We start from the raw sequence: 22,292 nt of genomic DNA, 5'->3' as shown, positions 1-22,292 counted from the left end.
TGCCGGGCCCGGGTGGGTGGGGGTCAGGCGGGGGTGGGGGTCCAGCGGCGGAGTTCGCGCTTGGCCAGGGAGGAACGGTGGACCTCGTCGGGGCCGTCGGCGAGGCGCAGGGTGCGGGTCTGCGCCCACAGGGCGGCCAGCGGGGTGTCCTGGCTGACGCCGGCGCCGCCGTACCCCTGGATGGCCTTGTCGATCACCCACTCCGCCATCGCCGGGGTGCCGATCTTGATGGCCTGGATCTCGGTGTGCGCGCCCTTGTTGCCGACGGTGTCCATCAGCCAGGCCGTCTTGAGCACCAGCAGCCGGGACTGCTCGATGCGCACCCGCGACTCGGCGATCCACTCCCGCACCACGCCCTGCTCGGCCAGCGGCCGGCCGAACGCGATCCGCTCGTTCGCCCGTCGGCAGAGCAGCTCCAACGCCCGCTCGGCCATCCCGATCAGCCGCATGCAGTGGTGGATCCGGCCCGGGCCCAGCCGGGCCTGGGCGATGGCGAACCCGGTGCCCTCGGCGCCGATCAGATTTTCCGCCGGCACCCGGACGTCGGTGAAGTCGATCTCGGCGTGACCGCCGTGCGAACCATCGGTGTAGCCGAAGACGGTCATGCCCCGACGTACGGTCACGCCCGGGGTGTCCCGCGGGACCAGCACCATGCTCTGCTGGCGGTGCCGGTCCGCGCCGGGGTCGGTCTTGCCCATCACGATGAAGATCTCGCAGCGCGGGTCCATCGCACCGGACGACCACCACTTGCGACCGTTGATCACGTATTCGTCGCCGTCACGGGTGATCCGGGTTGCGATGTTGGTGGCGTCGGAGGACGCGACGTCCGGCTCGGTCATGCAGAACGCGGAGCGGATCTCGCCCTCCAGCAGGGGCGCGAGCCAGCGCTCCCGCTGCGCCTCCGAGCCGAACTCGGCCAGCAGCTCCATGTTGCCGGTGTCCGGCGCCGCGCAGTTGACCGCCTCCGGCGCCAGGTGCGGGCTGCGGCCGGTCAGCTCGGCGAGCGGGGCGTACTGGAGGTTGGTCAGGCCGGCGCCGTAGCGCGGGTCGGGCAGGAAGAGGTTCCACAGGCCGCGCTTGCGGGCCTCCGCCTTCAGCTCGGCCAGCACCGGGGTACGCGACCACGGGTCGCCGGTGGCCACCTGCTCGGCGTGCACCGGCTCGGCCGGATAGACGTGCTCGGTCAGGAACCGGGTCAGCTCGTCGCGCAGCTCCTCGGTCCGGGCGTCGTACGAGAAGTCCATCACCGCTCCCTGGCGGCGGTCAGCCCGTGCGCGACCAGCGGTGCCACCATCTCGCCGATCCGGTCGAAGCCCTCGCCGAGCGTCTGCCCGAGCGTGTGGCGGTAGTGGATGCCCTCGCAGATGACCGCGAGCTTGAAACAGCCGAGCGCCACGTGCCAGTGCAGCGGCCCGACGTCGACGTCGCTGCGCCCGGCGTACCGCTCGATGAGCTCGGCGCCGGTGGGGAAGCCGGCGCGTGGGCCGAGCCCGTCGGCCACCGGGTTGCCGGCGGCCGACTCGCTGTCACCCAGCACGTCCCAGTACGTCAGCAGCAGCCCCAGGTCGGCCAGCGGGTCACCGAGGGTGGCCATCTCCCAGTCCAGCACCGCGTGCACGGCGACCGGGTCGGCCGAGGCGAGGAGATTGTCCAGGCGGTAGTCGCCGTGCACGATGCGGCCGGCGTTCGCGCCCTCCGGCGCCGTCGCCGCGAGCAGGTCCCGCAGCTCGTCGATGCCCGGCAGCGGCCGGCTGCGCGAGCGGTCGAGCTGCCCGGCCCACCGGCGGACCTGCCGGGCCAGGTAGCCCTCCGGGCGGCCGAAGTCGCTCAGCCCGACCGCCGCCGGCTCGACGGTGTGCAGTGCCGCGAGAGTGTCCATCATCGCCATGGCCAGCGCGCGGCGTCGCTCGTCGCCCAGCGGGTCGGTCTGCCGGCGGGTGCGGAACACCTCGCCGGGCATCCGCTCCATCAGGTAGAACGGCGCGCCGATCACCTCCGGCTCGGTGCAGAGCAGCAGGGCACCCGGCACCGGTACCTCGGTCGGCGCCAGCGCCGAAATGACCCGGAACTCGCGGGCCATGTCGTGCGCGGTCGCCAGCACGTGCCCCAGCGGCGGCCGGCGCAGCACGACCTCCCGGTCGCCGAGGCGCAGCAGGTAGGTGAGGTTGGACTTGCCGCCCGCGATCAGCTGGGCCCGCAGCGGCCCGACGGCCAGCTCGGGGCGGTGGTCCGCCAGATAGCCGGCGAGTCGGGCCAGGTCCAGACCGGCGGGGGACGTCGGAAGGGCCCCCGGCCGGAGCGCATCGACGGCCGGATCGGTCATCCGACTAGTTGATGGCAGCCCGCTCACGTTGTCAAGGTCAGATTTTCCCTCGGGACATGCCTCTGCAACAGGGACGAAATGGTCAACGCCCAGGCTGTGGCCAGCCTGCCGGCCGTTGCCGGCCCGCCGAGCGGAGGGACAGACATGTTGCTGCGAGTTCGGGTCACCCTGCCGGACCGTCCGGGCACCCTCGGCCAGGTCGCCCGCACGTTGGGCGTGTCCGGCGCGGACATCGTCCAGGTGGTCGTCCTGGAGCGGCTCGGCGGGCGCGCGGTGGACGACTTCACGGTGGTCTGGCCGGGCGCGGCCCGGGTGGAGCGGCTGCTGGCCGGCCTCGCGGCGATCCCGGGCGTACGGGTCGACGGCGTGTGGCGGGCGATCGGCACGCCCACCACCACCGGTCAGGACGCGGAGCTGCTGGCCCAGGTCGCGGCGAACCCCGCCGACGGGCTGGCCACACTGGTCGACGCGGTACCGGGGCTGCTGGCGGCCGACTGGGCCGCCGCCGCCGTGGTGCCGGTGGACTGGGCATCGCGGACCGGAGGCGCCGGCGGGGCGACCGTGGGGCACGCCAGCTGGCGGGCTCCCGTACCGCCGCGGTTGCCGGAGGTGACCCCCCTGCGCGGCCGGTCGACGACCACGCCCGACGGGACCCACCACGCGATCGCGCCGTTCGGGCGGGCCGGCCTGGTCCTGGTGGTGGCCCGCGAGCACAGCGAAGCCCTCTCCGCCGCCGCGTTCCACAGCACCGAGGTGGACCGGCTCACCCAGCTCGTCCGGGCCAGCGCGGTGATTCTCGGCGACCGGCTGGACCTGGTCGGCGCGCCCCCGCTGGTAGCCGGCCCCTGAGCGGCAGCCCGAGGAGTTCCCGGGCCGTCACCGGCGAGCAACCGGGCGGCAACAGCCGCAGACGAGGCTCGTACCGGGGAAGGGAGTTTCAACCATGACGTTGTGGCGGATCCGAGCGACCGTGGACGACCGGCCGGGTTACCTGTCGGTCCTTACGGCGAGCCTCGCGCTGCGTGGGGTCAACATCCTCACCGTGCAGGTGCAGCCCACCGAACGGGGCGCGGTGGACGACTTCCTCGTCGACGCGCCCGACGCGCTCGACGAGGCCGGGCTGATCGCCGCCGTCGAGCGGGGTCGGGGTCGGGACTGCTGGGTGGCGCGCAGCGAGGCGCGCGGCCTGGCCGACCAGCCCACCCGGGTGCTCGGGCTGGCCAACCGGCTGGTGCGTGACCCGGACGCGACGGGCGAGGCGCTGTCCACCCTGCTCGGCGCCGACTCGGTCAGCTGGCGGCCGGCGTCGACCAGCGTCGACCGGGGGATCATCGGCGCCAGCATGCTGCTGGCGGACCCGGCAGGCGGTTCGTTCGCGCTGCGCCGGGCCGCGCCCGCCTTCACTCCGGCGGAGTACGCCCGGGCGCAGGCCCTGGTCGAGCTGGCCGCCACCGTGGCGCGCCGGGCCGCCGAACAGGTCACCGTCGTGCTGCCCGACGGCGCCGAGCTGGCCGTCCGACCGGCCTGCGCGAACGACCTGTCCGGCGTGCTGGAGCTGCACGAGGGGTGCTCGCCGCGCAGCCGGCAACGGCGCTACCTGAGCGGGACGGCGCTGCCGCAGCCGGCCCGGTTGCGCCGGCTGCTGGAGCCAAGCCGAGGGCTGACCCTGATCGCCACGGCCACCGACGACGACGGCGGCGCGGAGTCGGTGGTCGCAATGGCGAACCTGCTCGGTGAGGGCGACGAGGCCGAGGTGGCGCTACTGGTGCGTGACGACTGGCAGCGGCGCGGGCTCGGCTCGGCGTTGCTGCGCCGGCTGGCCCGACACGCCGAGCGGACCGGGCACGTGGCGCTGGTGCTGCACGTACAGGCCGAGAACACCCCGATGCTGCGTACCCTGCGCCGGCTGAACCGGCCCAGCTCGGCAGAGCGCGACGGCACCCTGCTCAGCCTCACCGTCCCGCTCGCCGCGGAAAGGAAGGGCACCTTCTTAACGCCTGGTGCATAGGAAGGGCCCCTTGTTGACAACGAAGCGGCTCGCGGAGGCTCACCCGGAACGGAGCGTGGACGTGTCAACGCGCGGGGGGTTCGCGGTGGCCGGACACGCAGAACCGGTTGCCCTCGGGGTCGGCGAGCACCACGTACGGCGGCTCCGTCGGGTGCGGGTCGGTGGGATAGTGCCGCCAGTCCACCCGCTGCGCGCCGAGGGCGAGCAACCGGTCGAGTTCCTCGTCGAGGCTGCGCTCGCCGGCGTCCAGGTCCATGTGGAGGCGGGGGAACTCCTGCACCGGGCTCTCGCTGAGGTCCATCGCGATGGCCATGCCCGGCGTCCCGGGGGGCGGCTCCAGCACGATCCAGTCGTCGCCATCGAATCGGGGCGCCCGGCGACGGTAGCCGAGGGCGGCCGCCCAGAACGTCGCCGCCCGCCGGGCGTCGGACACGCCCAGGGAAAGCTGCGCGATGATCGCCATCTCTTGACGGTACGCCCACGGGCCCGGTGTTAAGAGGGGCCCCTTGCTATGCAGCAGGCGTTAACAAGGGGCCCTTCCTTACACCGCGGTCAGGTGGTGGGGTAGCTGCTGTAGTCGGGGAAGTTGCCGTAGAGCCGGCTGTCGCCGCCGACCGTGACCGCCTGCACCAGCAGGTCACCGCCGACGAACGCGCCCTTCCAGGAGGCGCCCCGGCCGCCGAACGGCTCGTCGCGGTCGCCCCGTGAGCGCGGCTTGTTGATGCCCACCTTGAACGCCTGGAGGTCCACCGCGAGCTTGCCGGCCTCGTCGGTGTCGTCGCAGGCCAGCGACGCGACCAGCGCGCCGTTGGAGGCGTTCATCGCGGCCAGCAACTCGTCGGTGGTGTCCACCACGACGATCGTGTCGACCGGCCCGAACGGCTCGGCGTGCATCAGCCGGGACCGGCCGGGCGGGGCGAGCAGCACCGACGGCGCCACGTACGCCGAGGTGTCCTGTCCGGGCAGGAACGGCGCGCCGGTCAGCTTGCCCCGGTGCAGCGGCACCGCGCCACCGCGGACCGCCTCGTCCACCTTGCGGTGCAGCTCCTCGGCCTTGGCGGCGCTGATCAGCGGCCCGAAGTCCAGCTCGGGCAGCGGGTCGCCAGCCGTCCAGGTCCCCGCAACCGCGAGCGGATGCCCGAATCGGATCGAGGAAACCACCGGCAGGTACATGTCGAGGAACTCGTCGACCAGGTCACGCTGCACGACGAACCGGGGGTACGCGGTGCAGCGCTGCTTGCCGTACTCGAAGCCCTTCCTGAGGTGCGCGGCGAGCAGGTCCCACTGGGAGAAGTTCCAGATGCCCCAGGCGTTGAGGCCCTCCTGCTCGATGAAGTGCCGCTTGTCGCTGTCCAGCAGCGCGGCGGCCACCTTGCCTCCGTTGGAGCGCCCGCCGACGAATGCCACCGCGCCGATCTCCGGTGCCCGGACCAGCACTTCTGACAGTTCCTCGCCGCCGCCGGAGACCAGCGTGGCGGGCAGCCCGGCCCGGCGCATCAGCGCGTGCGCCACGGTCAGGCAGACCGCGCCGCCCTGGGACGGGGTCTTGGCGATGACCGCGTTGCCGGCGAGCAGTTGGACCAGTTCGGCGTGCACGAGGACGCTCATCGGGTAGTTCCACGACGCGATGTTGCTGACCGGGCCGGGCAGCGGTTCGCGGCCGTCGGCGAGCATCCGGTCGATTTCGCCCGCGTACCAGCGGACGCCGTCCAGCGCCCGGTCCACATCGGCGCAGGCCAGCCGCCACGGCTTGCCGATCTCCCAGACCAGCAGCAGCGCGAGCAGGTCGCGGTGGGCGGTGAGCGCGTCGAGCGCGTCGATGACCCGCGCCTTGCGGTTGGCGAGCGGGGTCTGTGCCCAGGCCCGGTGTGCGGCCGCGGCGTGCGCGACGGCGGCGCGGGCGGTGTCGGCGTCGAGCCGGGGAAGGTTGATCACGACGGTGTTGTCCACCGGGGTGCGGGCCGGCGTGGGGCGGCCGACCGCCCGCCAGTCGCCTTCGACCAGGTTGTGCAGCGTGGTGACGCCGTCGACCTCGGCGCCGAACGCCTCGGGGGTGGCGGCCACCGCGCGGGCGAGGACGTCGGACCATGCGGTGCCCTCGGCGAGTCGTAGTGCCATCGCGTTCTCCTCAGGGTTGACCGGGGAGCGGCGGCGTCGATGGCACCGCTGGTGATCGGTACTGTCCCGCGTCGGGTAGCGGGTCAGCAACAGTACGTTTGTCTGGCTGGACGCCCACGCGCTCGCTCGCTGGGCGCCGCGCGCGCCCCGGATCACCTTGAACTGCGCGTACGCCGACCATCGATCGGTTGACTTCGATGATGTGAGCTTTCTCCGGGCGCCGTCGACCGGGTTACCCGTCGGTACGGATGGGCGCCCGCAACGAATCGATCGTCCAGAGTGGTGTTCACCTCGGCGGTGGTGCGGACGTGCCGGCCGGCGGAGGAAACGGGTCGCGGCCGGCCACCGGACAGGGTCCGGCGGCCGACCGCGGCGTCGTGCGGGGTCAGCTGGTGAAGGTGATCCGGTCGCGACGGCGCCGCATCATCAGCAGGGCGCCACCGCCGATCAGGGCGACGCCACCCAGCGCGATGCTGGTCGCGGCCACACCGGTCAGCGGCAGGCCGCCCTCGGTGTCACTGCCACCGTTGCCGCCCGTGCTCGCCGAGGGCGAGACCGAGCCCGTGGGCGTGGTCGAGTCCGACGGGGAAACCGACTCCGACGGGGAAACCGACTCCGACGGCCAGACCGAGGTCGACGGCGAGACCGAGGTCGACGGCGAGACTGACGTAGACGGCGAGACCGACGTCGACGGCGTGGGGCTCGGGGACTGTGTCGCGATGGTGCCGGCACAGGTGTGGCTCAGGTTGAACTTGTCGACCGCGTTGGTGACCTCGGCGCTGCCGCCGGTCAGCTTCCACCCGGCCGGGGTGAAGAGGTAGGCGTGCATCTGCTTGCCGCCGGCCGAGTAGAAGTAGTCCGGGTAGGCGTCGGTGCTGTCCGGCACCTGCACCGTGACCGCGGTGGACCCGTTGCTGAAAGTCAGGGTGAGCGACTCGAAGCCGCTGGACGGCTTGCCCTGCGGAAGGACGAAGTGCCAGCCGTCGTAGCCGGCGGGCAGGTTGTCGAACCGGTCGTCGTTGCAGTCCTTGTCAGGGAAGGTCGCCGCGGTGGAGCCCACGTGAGCCGGGTTGAGCGGAACCGACGTGGCGACCGCCCACGCCGGGGTGGCGAGAGCGAGACCGGCCGTGGCGGCGGCCGTGCAGATGGCCGCGCGCGCCAGGCGCCGACGCTGTGGCATGAGGATTCCTCCGGGATTGATCGAGGGGACGGCACATGATCCCATGCGTGGGATCCGTCGGCGACATCGGTCGATCGGCCTGAGCTGGGACGACATGCCGGACAGGAACAGGATTCGGGCCAACTTAGACAGTGTTCCTGCGCGTGTCGCTGTAACGCGTACGGGCGCTGGGGCGCTGCGGCGCGCGGCGGGCTTCCCAACCGGCGGCACTCGCATTACATCGTGGACTATCCATGGGAGCGCTTCCACAGTGGCCTCTGGTCACACCGCCACCCCCTCGCCGCCGCCGGTGGCCGTGCCGTCCGACGCCGTCCCGCGCCGGCGCGACCGTCGGCAGCGCCTCCGACAGGAGATCGCCATGCGCCACCGCACCCGGCCGGTCCCCGGCCGCCCTGACCGGTACCGGCCGCCGGTCCCCGGCCGCCCCGACCGGTGCCGGCCACCGGTCGTCGACCAGCCCTGCCAGCGTCGGCTGCTGGCCGCCGGAGTCGCCCTGCTCACCGGGCTCGCCCTGTCGGTCGCCGCACCCCCGTCCGGGCCCGCGTCCGCCGCGCCGGACTTCAACTACGCGGAGGCGCTGCAGAAGTCGCTGCTCTTCTACGAGGCGCAGCAGTCCGGCCGGCTGCCGGACTGGAACCGCGTCTCCTGGCGCGGCGACAGCGCGCTCACCGACGGCGCCGACGCGGGGCTGGACCTCACCGGCGGTTGGTACGACGCCGGCGACCATGTGAAGTTCGGCTTCCCGATGGCGTTCAGCGCCACGATGCTCGCCTGGGGCGCGGTCGAGTACCGCAGCGGCTACACCGCCTCCGGGCAGTTGCCGCACCTGCTCAACAACCTGCGCTTCGTCAACGACTACTTCATCAAGGCGCACCCCGCGCCGAACGTCCTCTACGGACAGGTCGGCAAGGGCGACGACGACCACAAGTGGTGGGGACCCGCCGAGGTGCTGCCGATGGCGCGGCCCGCGTACCGGATCGATGCGAGCTGCGGCGGCGCGGACCTGGCGGGGGAGACGGCGGCCGCGATGGCCGCCTCCTCGATGGTGTTCCGGCCCACCGACGCGGCCTACGCCGACCGGTTGCTCGGGCACGCCCGGCAGCTCTACACCTTCGCCGACACGGTGCGGAAGGCCTACCACGAGTGCATCACCGACGCGACCAGCTTCTACCGCTCCTGGAGCGGCTGGCAGGACGAACTGGTCTGGGGCGCGATCTGGCTGCACCGGGCGACCGGCGATGCCGGCTACCTGGCCAAGGCCGAGAGCGAGTACGACAAGCTCGGCACCGAGAACCAGTCCACCACCCGCTCCTACAAGTGGACCATCGCCTGGGACAACAAGCAGTTCGGCGCGTACGTGCTGCTGGCCAACCTGACCGGCAAGCAGAAGTACGTCGACGACGCCAACCGCTGGCTGGACTACTGGACCGTCGGCGTGGACGGGCAGCGGGTGCCCTACTCGCCCGGCGGGATGGCGGTGCTCGACTCCTGGGGTGCGCTGCGCTACGCCGCCAACACCTCCTTCGCCGCGCTGGTCTACAGCGACAAGACCACCGACGCGACCCGCAAGGCGCGCTACCACGACTTCGCCGTCCGGCAGATCAACTACGCGCTCGGCGACAACCCGCGCAACTCCAGCTACGTCATCGGCTTCGGCGCCAACGCGCCGCGCAACCCGCACCACCGCACCGCGCACGGCTCCTGGTGGGACAGCCAGAGCGTGCCCGTGGAGACCCGGCACACCCTCTACGGCGCGCTGGTCGGGGGGCCGTCGGCGGCCAACGACGCGTACAGCGACAGCCGGTCCGACTACGTGATGAACGAGGTGGCCACCGACTACAACGCCGGCTTCACCTCCGCGCTGGTCCGGCTGGTCTCCGAGTACGGTGGCACGCCGCTGGCCAACTTCCCGGTCGCCGAGACGCCGGACGTCGACGAGTTGACCGTGGAAACCACGGTGATGCAGGCCGAGCCTCGGGCCACCGGTCTCAAGGCGATGATCTACAACAGGTCGGCGTTCCCGGCCCGGGCCCTGACCGACGGTCGGTTCCGCTACTACTTCCGCCCGGACGGCGCCGGGCCGGTGCAGGTCACCCCGGGTTACACCCAGGGTTGCCCGTCCCCGACCACGGCTAAGCAACTCAGCGGCGACATCTGGTACGTGGAGGTGGACTGCACGGGGCTAACCATCGCCCCGGCCGGGCAGTCGCAGCACCGGATGGAGGTCCAGTTCAAGATCGGGGTGCCGGAGGGAGGCACCTGGGACCCGACCAACGACCCGTCGTACCAGGCCACCGCCGGGCCGAACCGGAAGGTGCCGCTCTACTCCGGAGGCACCCGCGTCTGGGGCGACGAGCCGGGACCGGCCGTGCCGGACACCACCGCGCCGACCGTTCCGGGTAAGCCGGTGGCGTCCCAGCTGACCCCGAGGTCGGTCACCCTGACCTGGCCGGCGTCCACCGACAGCGGCGGCAGCGGGCTGGCCGGCTACGAGGTCCGCGAATTCCTGGTCGGCAACGACGTGGTGGTGATCCGGCCCGGCACCGGCACCTCACTGACCGTCTCGCCACTGCTGCCCGAGCGGACGTACCAGTTCACCGTGGTGGCCCGCGACGGCGCGGGCAACTCGTCAGCCGCGTCGCCGGTGCTCAGCGTGACCACGCCGCCGGCCGACACCGCCGACACCGCCGCCCCCAGCCCGCCCGGCACCCCGGTCGCCTCGGCGGTCACCGCCACCGGGCTCACCCTGAGCTGGGCGCCGTCGACCGACAACGTCGGCGTCACCGGGTACCGGGTCCACCGGGAGGCCGGCGCGACCGACCCCCTCGTCGGCTCGCCGACCGGCGCCACGCTCGCCCTGTCCGGGCTGACCGCCTCGACGGCGTACCAGTTCTACGTGGTGGCCGTGGACGCGGCCGGCAACACGTCCGCGGCGTCCGCGCCGGTCACGGTGACCACCGCGCCCCCGCCGGTCGCCGGCGCCTGCTCGGTGGGGTACGGCACCAGCGACTGGAGCACCGGCTTCACCGCCACCGTGACGATCACGAACACCGGTACCACCGCGATCAACGGCTGGACGCTGCGGTTCAGTCTCCCCGGCGGGCAGACCGTCAGCCAGGGCTGGTCGGCGACGGTCAGCCAGGCCGGCGCGGCGGTGACCGCGACGAACCTCTCCTACAACGGCACCGTGGCCCCGGGGGCGTCGGTGAGCTTCGGCTTCAACGGCACGCACACCGGCAGCAACCCGAAACCCACCGCCTTCACGCTCAACGGCACCGCGTGCACCCTTGCCTGACTGAGATCTTGGACAGTTGCCGTGCACGGGGAACGGCAACTGTCCAAGCGGATCCGGCCGCGCACCACACCGTCGCCCAACAACCGGGAGGCCTGCGCGGTGGTGAGCACGCCCACCTGCTCGAAGACGAGCCGGTCGAGCGCGTCGGCGGGCAGTATCCTGGGCAGTCTGGCCGGCTGGTTGGCGCCACGCCGCCGGATCTTGGGCAGTTCCCGTTCACGGGAACAGCACTGTCCAGGGTCTCGCCGGGGTCCGGGGATAAGCCGACGGGATTCGGGGCAAGCCATCGTCGTGGGGGAATTGCTGACCGTCGGGCACGGGACCGCCGACCGGGTGCGGCTGGGCGAGCTGCTGACCGGCGCAGGGGTGGCCCTGGTGGTGGACGTGCGGCGGTACCCGGCCAGCCGCACCAACCCGGACGTGCGGCGGGAGGAACTTGAGCGGTGGCTGCCCGAGTGCGGGGTCGACTACCGTTGGGAGCCGCGGCTCGGCGGACGCCGGCACGTTCCGGCCGGGGATCCGGCGCCGGACACCTGGTGGACGGTCGCGGCGTTCCGGGCGTACGCCGCGTACACCCGCACGTCGGAGTTCGACGCAGCACTGACCGAGGTGTTGGCCGACGCGGCCCGGCGGACCACCGTGGTGATGTGCAGCGAGAGCCTCTGGTGGCGCTGCCACCGCCGGCTCATCGCCGACGTCGCGGTGCTCGGTCGCACGACGCCCGTTGCGCACCTGATGCCGGACGGGCGGCTCAGCCCGCACCGGGAAGCCGAGGGCGCCCGACGGCTCCCCGACGGGCACCTGTGCTGGGACGGTTGAGGCGCCCGGCCGTCGCGCCCGATGGCGTGTCCGGTCGTCCGGCGGCTGGCTAGGCTCGACCCGTGAGAGCCCCAGAGCGCGGTGACACGGTGCTGTTCGTCGTCTACGACGGGGTGCGGCTGCTCGACGTCACCGGCCCACTGGAGGTCCTCACCGTTGCCAATGAGCACGGCGGGGCGTACCGGTCGGTGCTCGCCTCGCCCGACGGCCGGGACGTGGTCAGCAGCGCCGGCGCTCGGCTCGGCGCCGACGTGGCGCTGCCCGACGTCGTCGGGCCGGTGGGCACCCTCGTCGTGCCGGGGGCGCCGGACTGGCAGGCGGCGGCCGCGGACAGGGCGCTGCTGGACCAGATTTGCCGGCTCGCCGCCGGGGCCAGACGGACCGCGTCGGTCTGCGCCGGGGCGTTCGCACTCGCCGCAACCGGTCTGCTCGACGGGCGGCGCGTGACGACGCACTGGGATCTGGCCGACCAGCTCGCCGCGCACTTCCCGGCGGTCACCGTCGACCCGGACCCGATCTTCATCGTCGACGGCCGGATCATCACCTCGGCTGGGATCACCGCCGGCATCGACCTCACGCTGGCGCTGGTCGAAGCGGACCTCGGCCCGGAGATCGCCCGCGCGGTCGCCCGGCACCTGGTGGTCTTCATGCAGCGCCCGGGTGGGCAGTCCCAGTTCAGCGTCCGGACCAGCGTGGAGAGCACCCGAAACTCCGTGCTCCGCCGGGTGCTGGACGCGGTGGTCGCCGACCCGGCCCGGTCGTACGACCTGGCCGGCATGGCGGCGCTCGGCGGCGTGAGCCCCCGGCACCTGGCCCGGCTGTTCCGGGCCGAGCTGGGCACCACCCCGGCCGGGTACCTGGACCGAATCCGGGTGGAGGCGGCGCGTGGCCTGCTGGAGCGCGGCGACGACACCCTGGACGTGGTGGCCCGGCGGGTCGGTTTCGGCTCGTCAGAGACGATGCGGCGGATCTTCCTGCGGCACGTTGGCGTCAACCCCGGCGCCTACCGGTCCCGCTTCCGCACCACCGGCATCTCGGGCCACCAGTGATCCGGCCGTGGTCTCCGGCCGGTGCCCCGACCGGAGACCACCGGGCTCAGCGGCCGGAGGCGAACTCCGGTTAGGGGACGACTGCCGGCGCGGGATCAGGCTGCCGCAGGGCGACCAGCGTGGCGACGGCGAGCAGGGCCACCGAGAGCCAGAGTCCGGCCGCGATCCCGCCGGAGTCCGACAGCACGCCGGAGACCAGCGGACCGACCATCTGGCCGAGCGAGAACGCCACCGTCAGCAGCGCGATGCCGGCCGTCCAGCCGCTGACCGGCAGGGCCCGGCGGGCCAGCACCGTGGCCGCCGTCGGACCGGCCATGAAACCGCTGCCGAACACCACCGCCGAGAGCAGTGCCGCGGGCAGACCGGCGGGCAGCAGCAGCACCGGCAGCACGCCGAGTAGCACCACCAGCGAGACCAGCGCAGGTGCCCGGCCACCGGGCAGCCGGCTGACCAACTTCCCCCACACGCTGAGCGTGGTCAGCGCGGAGGCGAGGCCGAGCGTCACGAAGAACGCGGCGACCCCCGGCGTGCGCAGTCCCTCGTCGCGCAGCAGCGCGATCACGAAGGTCAGGTAGCTCACGTAGCCGGCGCCGAAGAGCACGTACCAGGCGAAGGTCGGGGCGAGCCGCGCCAGGTCCGCCCGGGGCAGGCCGGCGCGGGTGACTCCGGTCACGGGCGTGACCCGGCGAACGGCGAGCAGGGCCGGGACGATTGCGAGCACGGCGGCCCCGCCGAGCAGCAGCCAGCCAGCCCGCCAGCCGGCGTCCCCGGCCACCGCGAGCGCCACCGGCACCAGCAGACCGGAGAGCACCACCCCGATGCCGACCCCGGCCATGTAGAGGGCCACCAGCGTCGCGGCCCGCCGCTGCCCGCCCCCGGTGGCAGCCCGGGCGGCGAGCGCCGAGCCGAGTACGAAGGTGACAGCCGTGGTCACCCCGCCCACGAAACGCAGCAGGCCCAGCACCGGGTAGTCCGCGGTGGCGGCGGTCAGCAGCAGGATGAGCGCGCTCACCGCGAGGGTGCTCAGGAACGTGGCCCGGTCGCCGAACCGGCGGGCCCAGAACACGGCCGTGCCGGCGCCGAGCACGTAGCCGGCGGCGTTCGCGGTGTTCAAGCCGCCGGCCTGGGCGTACGTCCAGTGCAGGTCGCCGCGCATGGCGGGCAGCATCAGGGCGTACGCGAAGCGGGTGAAGCCGAGCGCCACGACCGGCCCTGCGGCCAGGCCGAGCGCGATCAGCGGTTCCCGCCAGGACGGGAATCGGGACATGGTTCCTCCTTGGTCGGCGGGCTCGTCGGCCCGCTGATCAGGAGGAACCCGGCACTGCCGGTGGTCGGTGGCCGGCCGGATGGACTGATGACCCTCGGATCGGGACATCGGCAGGGGACGCGGTGTAGCTGCGGTTCACTCCACGAGGTCGTCGGCGAGCAGGTCCATCAGGAGGCCGTCGTGCCAGCGGCCGTCCTCGCCGCGCTCGTAGCGGCGCAGCACCCCCACGGGCCGGAAACCGACCTTGGCGTACGCGCGGATCGCGGCGCTGTTCGCCGCCGCCGGGTCGATGGTGAACCGGTGGTGGCCGTACTCCTCGATGAGGTGCCGGGCCAGGGTGCGGATGGCGTCCACGCCGAGCCCGGCGCCGCGCACCGCCGGATCGAGGAAGATGTCCAGGCTGGCGTGCCGGTAGTCCGGGTCCGGCTCGTCGTACCACTGGATCGCGCCGATCACCTGGCCGTCGTGCTCGATGGCGTACTGGGTCAGCTCGTCGTCGGCCAGGTCGGCGCGAACGGACTCGGCCAGATCGTCGCCGCCCCGCCACCACCGGCGTACCTCGGGATCGGCCCGGATCGCCGCGAGCGCAGGCACGTCCTCGACCGTCGCCGGTCGCAGGGTCACCGCCCGCCCTCGCAGCATCGGCTCAGCCCCTGATCTCGCCGTGCTCGACGCAGACCGCCGACCACCCGACCGGCAGCACCTGCACCTTCATCCGACGGCGGCAGCGGTGGCAGTACCGGGGCGGCTCGAGTTGGCGGGCCGACGCGCAGCCGGGGTGGGCTGCGCCGGCCGCCACCGGGTCACCGCACCGGTCGCACCACAGCTCCGTCGTCGTCATGGCCGTCACAGCGTGGCGGAGAGGGCCTTGACCGGCATCTTCAGCTCGTCCAGCAGGTCCAGGTCGGCGGTCGCCGGTCGACCCAGCGTGGTCAGGTAGTTGCCGACGATCACCGCGTTGATGCCGCCGAGCAGACCGTCGCGGGTGCCGAGGTCACCCAGGGTGATCTCCCGGCCGCCCGCGTACCGCAGGATGGTGCGGGGCATGGCCAGCCGGAACGCGGCGATGGCCCGCAGCGCGTCCTTACCCTCCACCACCGGACGGTCACCGAGCGGCGTGCCGGGTCGGGGGTTGAGGAAGTTCAGTGGCACCTCGTGCGGGTTCAGCTCGGCGAGCTGCGCGGCGAACTCCGCCCGCTGCTCGACGGTCTCGCCGAGACCGAGGATGCCACCGCAGCACACCTCCATGCCGGAGTCGCGGACCATCCGCAGCGTCTCCCAGCGCTCCTCCCAGGAGTGCGTGGTGACCACGTTGGGGAAGTACGACCGGCAGGTCTCCAGGTTGTGGTTGTAACGGTGCACGCCCATGTCGACCAGGTCGTCGACCTGCTCCTGGGAGAGCATGCCCAGCGACGCGGCGACCTGGATGTCGACCTCGGCCTTGATGGCGGCGACGCCCTCGCGCATCTGCTTCATCAGCCGGGCGTCCGGGCCGCGGACGGCGGCCACGATGCAGAACTCGGTCGCCCCGGTCTTCGCGGTCTGCTTCGCCGCCTCGACCAGGGACGGGATGTCCAGCCAGACCGAGCGCACCGGGGAGGTGAACAGGCCGGACTGGGAGCAGAAGTGGCAGTCCTCCGGGCAGCCGCCCGTCTTCAGCGAGACGATCCCCTCGACCTCGACCTCCGGACCGCACCACCGCATCCGCACGTCGTGCGCGAGCTGGAGGGCGGCGGGCAGGTGCTCGTCGGGCAGGTTCAGCACGGCGAGGACGCCGGCCTCGTCGAGGCCGACACCGTCACCCAGGACCTGCGTCCGGGCCTGGTCGAGGATCTCTGGCATGGCTCGTACCCTACAAGGCCCCCCGGTCAGCCGAAACGGGCCGCCGGCCGGTCGAGCGGGCGGCGGGCGTGGTCGGGCCCTGGCGGTACGCGGCAGTCGTCGCAGCGGACCGGCCGGGAAGCTGAAGTTCGGTGCAGGTCGACCTCGCGTACCGAGTGGATCCGTCGGGCCGGTGGTGGCGGGTGGTAATTTCGCCCGACGGGTGTCGGCGTGACCGGCGCGGACGGCGGCGAAGGGGTGACGGTGGCGGACTGGCTGGCGGCGCTCGACCGCCGTGCGGAGTTGCGGGCGAAGGCCGGGCTGACCCGGCGGTTGCACCCGCGTCCCGCCGCCGACGGCATGACCGACCTGGCCGGTAACGACTACCTCGGCCTGGCCACCCACCCGGAGGTCATCGGTGCCGCCGCAGCGGCGCTGTCGGCGTACGGGCTGGGGGCGACCGGGTCGCGCCTCGTGCGCGGCTCCACCGACGCGCACCAGGCGCTGGAGGACGAGCTGGCGCAGTGGCTGGGCACCGACCGGTCCCTCGTCTTCTCCTCCGGCTACCTGGCCAACCTGGGTGCGTTGCGTGCCCTCGTCCAACCCCGCACGCTGCTCGTCTCCGACGCGCACAACCACGCGTCCCTGATCGACGGCTGCCGGATCTCCGGCGCGGAGACCCTGGTCACCGCTCACGCCGACGTGACGGCGGTGGCCGCCGCGCTCGCGGGGGCCCCCGGCCGCCCGGCGGTGGTGGTCACCGAGTCGGTCTTCTCGGTCGACGGCGATCTCGCTCCGCTGGCCCGGCTGCACGCGGTGGCCCGCCGCCACGGCGCGCTGCTGCTGGTCGACGACGCGCACGCGCTCGGCGTGACCGGTCCGGCCGGCGCCGGGGCGGTCGCCGCCGCCGGGCTCGCCGGCGAACCGGACGTGGTGGTCACCGCAACCCTGTCCAAGGCGCTCGGTGGCGCGGGCGGGGTGGTCGCCGGCCCGGCCGAGTTCGTCCGGCACCTGGTCGAGACCGGCCGCACGTTCATCTTCGACACCGCGCTGCCGCCGGCGGTCGCCGCCGGCGTGCACGCCGCGCTGCGTCTGGCCCGGGCCGGTGACGACCTGCGTACCGAGCTGGTCGAGCGGGTGGCGCTGGCGGTCGACCGGCTGCGTGCGGCCGGGTTGACCGTCTCCGCGCCGGACGCGGCCGTGATCTCGGTGACCGCCCCCGGCCCGGAGGCGGCGACGACCTGGGCCGCCGACTGCCGGGACCGGGGCGTCGCGGTGGGCTGCTTCCGGCCGCCGTCGACCCCGGACAGCCGCTCCCGGCTGCGACTCACGGTCAGCGCCGGGGTGTCCCGGCCGGCCTTCGAGCGTGCCCTGGACGTCATCGTCGAGTGCGGCCCGTGAGCGCGAGGAGTGAGCCGGTGTTGCGAGCCCCGCAGTCGCGAACCGAGATGGTCCCGTGAGCGCGAGGAGTGAGCCGGTGTTGCGAGCCCCGCAGTCGCGAACCGAGATGGTTCCGTGAGCGCGTGGCAGGGGGTGGTGCTGGTCACCGGTACCGATACCGAGGTCGGCAAGACCGTGGTGACCGCGGCGATCACCGCCGCCGCGCAGGCCGCGGGCCTGCGGGTGGCCGTGGTCAAACCGGGTCAGACCGGTACGGCCGGTGGTGAGCCCGGAGACGTGGACGCGGTCAACCGGATGGCCGCCCCGCTCACCGGCCGCACCCTGGCCAGCTATCCGGACCCGCTCGCCCCGCTGGCCGCCGCCCGGGTCGCCGAGCTGCCGCCGCTGGAGCTGTACACCGCCGTGGACGCCGTCCGTGAGGAGACCGACAAGCACGATCTGGTGCTGGTCGAGGGGGCCGGCGGGCTGCTGGTCCCGATGGGGCTGCGCCCGTCCGGTGAGCCGTGGACGATGGCCGACCTGGCGGTGTCGCTCGGCGCGCCCGCCGTGGTGGTCGCCCGTGCCGGGCTGGGCACCCTCAACCACACCGCGCTGACCCTGGAGGCGCTGGACCGCCGGGCGGTGCCGGCCGGCGTGGTCATCGGCGCCTGGCCGGCCACGCCGGAGCTGGTGCACTGGACCAACCTCACCGACCTGGTGCCGAACCTGCTCGGCGCGGTGCCCGCCGGTGCCGGCGCGATGGACCCGGGCGTGTTCCGGCGCTCCGCGCCGGGCTGGCTCACCCCGTCCCTGCACGGCGTGCTCGACGACTGGCGGGCCTGGGCCGAGGAGAGCGGCTGAACACCTGACTTTCGTCAGTGTCCGGCCAGGTCGGGCGTGGGTAGCCTGACCGCCGTGAGGTTCGCGAGGTGGCCGGCGTTCGGTGCGTCGGGGGTGGCGCGGTGGCAGGGTCTGCCGGACGTGCTGCTCTGGGTGGTGCTCGCCGCCCCGATCGGGTACGCCAGGCTGACCCCGCCGCACTCGCGGCACAACCTGGCGTTGCTGGTCGGTGGGTTGACGGTGCTGGCCGTGGCGGTGGCACTGGGGCGGCGTCGCCCGCTGGTCGGTCTGCTGCTGGTGGTGCTCGGGTCACTGGTCGACGGCAACTTCGTGTTCGCCATCCCGGTGTTCAGTTACCTGACCGGGCGGCGCAGCGCCGGGGCGGCCCCGGCGGCCGTGCTGTTCGGCGTGATCGCGGTCGCCGGCACGGCGGTGAACCTGGGGTTGCTCGGCACCGGGGCGGGCACCTGGTTCCTGCTCGCCTCGGTGCTGCTGTTCGCCGGCGTGTTCCCGTGGCTGGTCGGCCGGTACCGCCGGCAGCAGCGGGAGTTGGCCGACGCGGGCGGGCGGCACGCCGACGCGCTGGCGCGCGAGCAGCGCGGTGCCGCCGAGCGGATCCGGTTGCGTGAGCGCGCCCGGATCGCCGAGGAGATGCACGACTCTCTCGGCCACGACCTCAGCCTGATCGCGTTGCGCGCCGCCGCGCTGGAGCTCACCGAGGACCTCGACCCCGGGCACCGGGCGGCGGTGGGGGAGCTGCGAGCCAGAGTCGCCGCCGCCACGGAACGGCTGCACGGCATCATCGGGGTGCTCCGGGAGGAGGACGGCCCGGCGGGGCTCCGACCGGCGGGCGAGACGGTCGCCGACCTGGTGGACGGGGCTCGGGAGGCCGGGATGGCGGTGCGGTTGGACGCTCCGCCCGGCGCCGTGGAGTTGCCCGGGATGACCGGGCCGGCCGCGCACGGGGTGGTCCGGGAGGCGCTCACCAACGCGGCCCGGTACGCCCCGGGCGCCCCGGTCATCGTCACTCTCGCCCCCTGCGGGGACGAGATCGAGGTGCGGGTGCGGAACGGGCCGCCACCGGCCGGCCCGCTGCCCAGCCCGCCGTCCTCCGGCAGCGGTCTGCTCGCCCTCGCCGAGCGCGTCCGGCTGGCTGGCGGGGTCCTGGACACCGGTCCAGGCCCGGACGGTGGCTTCTCGGTACGGGCCCGGCTGCCGCTGTCCGCCGACCCGGCCGGCGTCGTTCCCGCCGGGCGGTGGTCGGCCGTGACCGCCGAGCCCGTGGCGGTGACCGACGCCGGTTTGGTCGAGGGTGGAGGCGGGGAGCGGCCGGTCGACGCCGAGCGGCGGCTGCTCGAGGCCCGCCGCCGGGTACGGCGCAGCCTGTTGACCGCGCTCGCCGCCCCGGCCGGGCTGGCGTTGGCCCTGTCGCTGGTCTACTACTCGTTCGCCACGGCCGGCACGGTGCTCGACGAGTCGTCGTTCGACCGGATGCGGCCCGGCACCGCGCGCACCGACCTGGCCGGGTTGCCCCGCCGGCAGCTCACCCCGCCGATCGGCGCGGAGGAGGCCGGCTGCGAGTGGTACACCGACGGCAACTTTCCCCTCGCCGAACCGACCTGGCGGCTCTGTTTCACCGATGGCCGACTGGTCAGCAAGGAGCGGATCGCGGGATGACCATGGACGCCTTCGCAGCCACGCCGGTTCGGGTGGTCCTCGCCGACGACGAGGCGATGATCCGGGCCGGCGTCCGCGCCATCCTCGCCGCCGACCCGGGCATCGAGGTGGTCGCCGAGGCCGGCGACGGGCGGACTGCGGTGGAGCTGGTCCGCGCGCACCGGCCCCGGGTGGCGCTGCTGGACATCCGGATGCCGCGGCTGGACGGGTTGGCCGCCGCCGCCGAGATCCGCCGGGTGGCGCCGGACACTGCCACGCTGATGCTGACCACCTTCGGCGAGGACGACCACGTGGCCCGGGCGCTCGGGCACGGTGCCAGTGGGTTCCTGCTCAAGGCCGGTGACCCCCGCGAGCTGATCGCCGGGGTGCACGCGGTCGCCGAGGGCGGCGCGTACCTGTCGCCGCGGGTGGCCCGCCGGGTGATCGAGCTGGACGCCGGACGGTTGGCCCGCCGGCCCGCCGCGCGGGACCGGACGGCCGGGCTGACCGAGCGGGAGCGGGAGGTGCTGGCCCTGGTCGGGGCGGGGCTGTCCAACGCGGAGATCGCCCGCCGGCTGCACCTGGTGGAGGGCACCGTGAAGAGCTACCTGACCAGCATTTTCACCCGGCTGGACGTCCGCAACCGGGTGCAGGCGGCGATCATCGCGTACGAGGCGGGGCTGGTCGACGGCTGAGCGGGGGCCCGGGAGCCCCCGCTCAGCACTCAGGCGTCGCGGCGGCGCAGCGCGGCACGGCCCAGCAGCAGCGCCGCGCCGGCCCACCCGGCGAGCAGCAGCAGCCCGACCGCGCCCGGGTACGGCTCGGTGTCGCCGGCCAGGAAGTGCGCACCGGCCACGCCGGGGAACACGTCGGCGATCCGGTTCAGCACGGCGATGTCCGGTTCCTGGAGCGACAGCGGCACGATCATCAGGGTGGCGAAGAGCACGGTGAGGGTGAGCACCGCGCTGCGCAGGGCCGCACCGAGGCCCAGCGCGAGCACGCCGACCAGCGCCAGGTAGGTCGCCACCGCCGCGATGTCGCCGATCGTGCCGGCGGCCGGCGCGCGGCCCCACTCGCCGAGCACCGGCCGGGCGACCAGCGCGCCGACGCCGCCGAGCAGCAGCCCGAAGGCGAAGGTGACCGTGCCGGCGACCACGGCCTTGGCCAGCAGCACCCGACCGCGGGACGGGGTGCACTGCAGGGTGGTCCGGATGGTGCCGCTGGTGAACTCGGCGGTGATCGCCAGCAAACCCAGCGCCAGCACCGCGTACTGGGTCAGCTCGACCGAGCCGATCATCACGCTGCCGGCGGTGAGGATCCCGCGGTCGTCGGCCGGGTCGTCGTTGGTGTTGTCGTTGGCGGCGTAGATGGCGAGCTGCCCGGCGCTCGCGGCCATCACCAGAAGCCCGGCCAGCGCCGTCCACCAGGTGGTCCGTACCGAGAACAGCTTGGTCCACTCGGCGGCCACCGCGCCGCGGAGGGCGGCCGGGGCGGCCGGGGCGGGACGGGTGTCCGGGATGGTTCGCGTGCTCATCGTGCCCCGCTTCCGGTCGGACCGCCGGCGTACTCGACGCTGTCGGCGGTCAACTCCATGAACGCCTGCTCCAGCGACGCGCTGTGCGGGCTCAGCTCGTGCAACCGCACCCCCAGCTCGTACGCCAGGTCACCCACCCGGTCGACGGTGGTCCCGGTGACGGTCAGCTCGTCGGGGCCGACCGACTCGACGGTGGCGCCGTTGGCGGCGAGGCGCGTGGCGAGGGTGGCCAGCCCGTCCGGGTGCGGACTGCGGACCCGGACGGCCACGGTGCTGCCGGCGATCACGTCGTCGATCGGCGCGTCGGCGAGCAGCCGTCCCCGGCCGATCACCACGAGCTGGTCGGCGGTGAGCTGCATCTCGCTCATCAGGTGGCTGGAGACGAAGACCGTCCGCCCCTGGTCGGCCAGCGAGCGCATCAGCTGCCGAACCCAGCGCACCCCGTCCGGGTCGAGGCCGTTGACCGGCTCGTCGAACATCAGCACCGGCGGATCGCCGAGCAGGGCGCCGGCGATGCCGAGCCGCTGGCCCATGCCGAGGGAGAGGGTCCGGCCCGGCTTGGCGGCGGCGCGCCCGTCCAGCCCGACGGTGTCGAGCACCTCGTCCACCCGGCGGGCCGGGATGCCGTTGCTGCGGGCCATGGCCAGCAGGTGCGCCCGACCGGCCCGGGCGGGGTGGACGGCCCGAGCGTCGAGTAGCGCACCCACCTCGTGCAGCGGGCGGCGTAACTCCCGGTACGCCCGGCCGCCGATCAGCGCCTGCCCGGCGGTGGGACGGTCCAGGCCGAGGATCATCCGCATGCTGGTGGACTTGCCGGCGCCGTTCGGGCCGAGGAAGCCGGTGACCCGGCCGGGCGCGACGTCGACGGTCAACGCGTCGACCGCGACGGTCGCCCCGAACCGTTTCGTCAACCCACGTAATGTGATCATGCGCTGACGCTAGGCGCGCGGACCGGTGCCCCACCGCGCCCGAACGGCACCACCCACCCCTGACTTTCGTCAG

At 73.6% G+C, this 22,292-nt stretch carries 20 protein-coding genes; 9 read left to right on the top strand and 11 right to left on the bottom strand.

Translation table 11 applies throughout. The features are described from left to right. Positions 1 to 23: 23 nt before the first annotated feature. A complete protein-coding gene (locus KBX63_RS21960) occupies positions 24 to 1,244 on the bottom strand; it encodes an acyl-CoA dehydrogenase family protein (protein WP_210913503.1) in 1,221 nt (406 codons plus the stop codon). Further along, positions 1,244 to 2,323 carry a phosphotransferase family protein gene (locus KBX63_RS21955; RefSeq protein ID WP_210913502.1) on the bottom strand — a complete coding sequence of 360 codons (1,080 nt, stop codon included), beginning with the start codon at positions 2,321 to 2,323 and terminating at the stop codon, positions 1,244 to 1,246. The genes KBX63_RS21960 and KBX63_RS21955 overlap by 1 nt, the downstream gene beginning before the upstream one ends. Before the next feature lie 144 nt (positions 2,324 to 2,467). On the opposite strand from KBX63_RS21955, the gene KBX63_RS21950 reads away from it, so the two are divergent. Beyond that, positions 2,468 to 3,172, top strand: a complete 705-nt coding sequence (locus KBX63_RS21950) for an amino acid-binding protein (protein WP_210913501.1) — start codon at positions 2,468 to 2,470, stop codon at positions 3,170 to 3,172. A gap of 94 nt (positions 3,173 to 3,266) precedes the next feature. After that, a complete protein-coding gene (locus KBX63_RS21945; RefSeq protein WP_210913500.1) occupies positions 3,267 to 4,331 on the top strand; it encodes a GNAT family N-acetyltransferase in 1,065 nt (354 codons plus the stop codon). Between the two features lie 64 nt (positions 4,332 to 4,395). Here KBX63_RS21945 and KBX63_RS21940 read toward each other — a convergent pair whose 3' ends face one another. From KBX63_RS21940 to KBX63_RS21930, 3 genes are all read right to left on the bottom strand, one after another. Continuing rightward, the gene (locus KBX63_RS21940) at positions 4,396 to 4,794 is read right to left on the bottom strand and encodes a VOC family protein (RefSeq protein ID WP_247662826.1); all 399 of its coding nucleotides are present in this window, start codon (positions 4,792 to 4,794) and stop codon (positions 4,396 to 4,398) included. A gap of 89 nt (positions 4,795 to 4,883) precedes the next feature. Continuing rightward, positions 4,884 to 6,449, bottom strand: coding sequence for an aldehyde dehydrogenase family protein (locus tag KBX63_RS21935; protein WP_210913498.1), 1,566 nt, complete (start codon positions 6,447 to 6,449; stop codon positions 4,884 to 4,886). Positions 6,450 to 6,834: 385 nt separating this feature from the next. Then, positions 6,835 to 7,629, bottom strand: a complete 795-nt coding sequence (locus KBX63_RS21930) for an LPXTG cell wall anchor domain-containing protein (RefSeq protein ID WP_210913496.1) — start codon at positions 7,627 to 7,629, stop codon at positions 6,835 to 6,837. Between the two features lie 358 nt (positions 7,630 to 7,987). Between KBX63_RS21930 and KBX63_RS21925 the strand changes: the two genes are divergently transcribed. The 3 genes from KBX63_RS21925 to KBX63_RS21915 all read left to right on the top strand — a co-directional run bounded on the left by KBX63_RS21925 (position 7,988) and on the right by KBX63_RS21915 (position 12,792). Continuing rightward, entirely contained in the window at positions 7,988 to 10,924 is a 2,937-nt protein-coding gene (locus KBX63_RS21925; protein WP_210913488.1) for a glycoside hydrolase family 9 protein, read from the top strand. A gap of 291 nt (positions 10,925 to 11,215) precedes the next feature. Continuing rightward, entirely contained in the window at positions 11,216 to 11,743 is a 528-nt protein-coding gene (locus tag KBX63_RS21920) for a DUF488 family protein (protein WP_210913486.1), read from the top strand. A 62-nt stretch (positions 11,744 to 11,805) separates the two neighbouring features. Continuing rightward, positions 11,806 to 12,792: a GlxA family transcriptional regulator gene (locus tag KBX63_RS21915; RefSeq protein ID WP_307871793.1), complete on the top strand. Its 987-nt coding sequence runs from the start codon at positions 11,806 to 11,808 to the stop codon at positions 12,790 to 12,792. A gap of 70 nt (positions 12,793 to 12,862) precedes the next feature. Here KBX63_RS21915 and KBX63_RS21910 read toward each other — a convergent pair whose 3' ends face one another. From KBX63_RS21910 to bioB, 4 genes are all read right to left on the bottom strand, one after another. Continuing rightward, positions 12,863 to 14,059, bottom strand: a complete 1,197-nt coding sequence (locus KBX63_RS21910; RefSeq protein ID WP_210913483.1) for a YbfB/YjiJ family MFS transporter — start codon at positions 14,057 to 14,059, stop codon at positions 12,863 to 12,865. 135 nt (positions 14,060 to 14,194) lie between these two features. Continuing rightward, a complete protein-coding gene (locus KBX63_RS21905; protein WP_210913482.1) occupies positions 14,195 to 14,701 on the bottom strand; it encodes a GNAT family N-acetyltransferase in 507 nt (168 codons plus the stop codon). Between the two features lie 4 nt (positions 14,702 to 14,705). Continuing rightward, a complete protein-coding gene (locus KBX63_RS21900) occupies positions 14,706 to 14,900 on the bottom strand; it encodes a hypothetical protein (RefSeq protein ID WP_210913475.1) in 195 nt (64 codons plus the stop codon). A gap of 5 nt (positions 14,901 to 14,905) precedes the next feature. Continuing rightward, entirely contained in the window at positions 14,906 to 15,901 is a 996-nt protein-coding gene (gene bioB, locus KBX63_RS21895; RefSeq protein ID WP_074318140.1) for a biotin synthase BioB, read from the bottom strand. 243 nt (positions 15,902 to 16,144) lie between these two features. On the opposite strand from bioB, the gene KBX63_RS21890 reads away from it, so the two are divergent. From KBX63_RS21890 to KBX63_RS21875, 4 genes are all read left to right on the top strand, one after another. Continuing rightward, positions 16,145 to 17,281, top strand: coding sequence for an 8-amino-7-oxononanoate synthase (locus KBX63_RS21890; RefSeq protein WP_210913600.1), 1,137 nt, complete (start codon positions 16,145 to 16,147; stop codon positions 17,279 to 17,281). A 135-nt stretch (positions 17,282 to 17,416) separates the two neighbouring features. Next, a complete protein-coding gene (gene bioD / locus KBX63_RS21885; RefSeq protein ID WP_210913597.1) occupies positions 17,417 to 18,121 on the top strand; it encodes a dethiobiotin synthase in 705 nt (234 codons plus the stop codon). 54 nt (positions 18,122 to 18,175) lie between these two features. Next, positions 18,176 to 19,777: a sensor histidine kinase gene (locus KBX63_RS21880; RefSeq protein WP_210913473.1), complete on the top strand. Its 1,602-nt coding sequence runs from the start codon at positions 18,176 to 18,178 to the stop codon at positions 19,775 to 19,777. Next, positions 19,774 to 20,451 carry a response regulator transcription factor gene (locus KBX63_RS21875; protein ID WP_305798340.1) on the top strand — a complete coding sequence of 226 codons (678 nt, stop codon included), beginning with the start codon at positions 19,774 to 19,776 and terminating at the stop codon, positions 20,449 to 20,451. The genes KBX63_RS21880 and KBX63_RS21875 overlap by 4 nt, the downstream gene beginning before the upstream one ends. 29 nt (positions 20,452 to 20,480) lie before the next feature. Here the strand turns inward: KBX63_RS21875 and KBX63_RS21870 are convergent, their stop codons facing one another. Next, the gene (locus KBX63_RS21870) at positions 20,481 to 21,290 is read right to left on the bottom strand and encodes an ABC transporter permease subunit (RefSeq protein ID WP_210913471.1); all 810 of its coding nucleotides are present in this window, start codon (positions 21,288 to 21,290) and stop codon (positions 20,481 to 20,483) included. Next, positions 21,287 to 22,219 (bottom strand): ATP-binding cassette domain-containing protein, encoded by a 933-nt coding sequence (locus KBX63_RS21865; protein WP_210913468.1) that lies wholly within the window; start codon positions 22,217 to 22,219, stop codon positions 21,287 to 21,289. The genes KBX63_RS21870 and KBX63_RS21865 overlap by 4 nt, the downstream gene beginning before the upstream one ends. Between the last annotated feature and the right edge of the window lie 73 nt (positions 22,220 to 22,292).

The organism is Micromonospora sp. U21 (genome assembly GCF_018070045.1).
Taxonomy (GTDB): Bacteria; Actinomycetota; Actinomycetes; order Mycobacteriales; family Micromonosporaceae; genus Micromonospora.
This window is presented reverse-complemented; position numbering and strand designations above follow the sequence as displayed.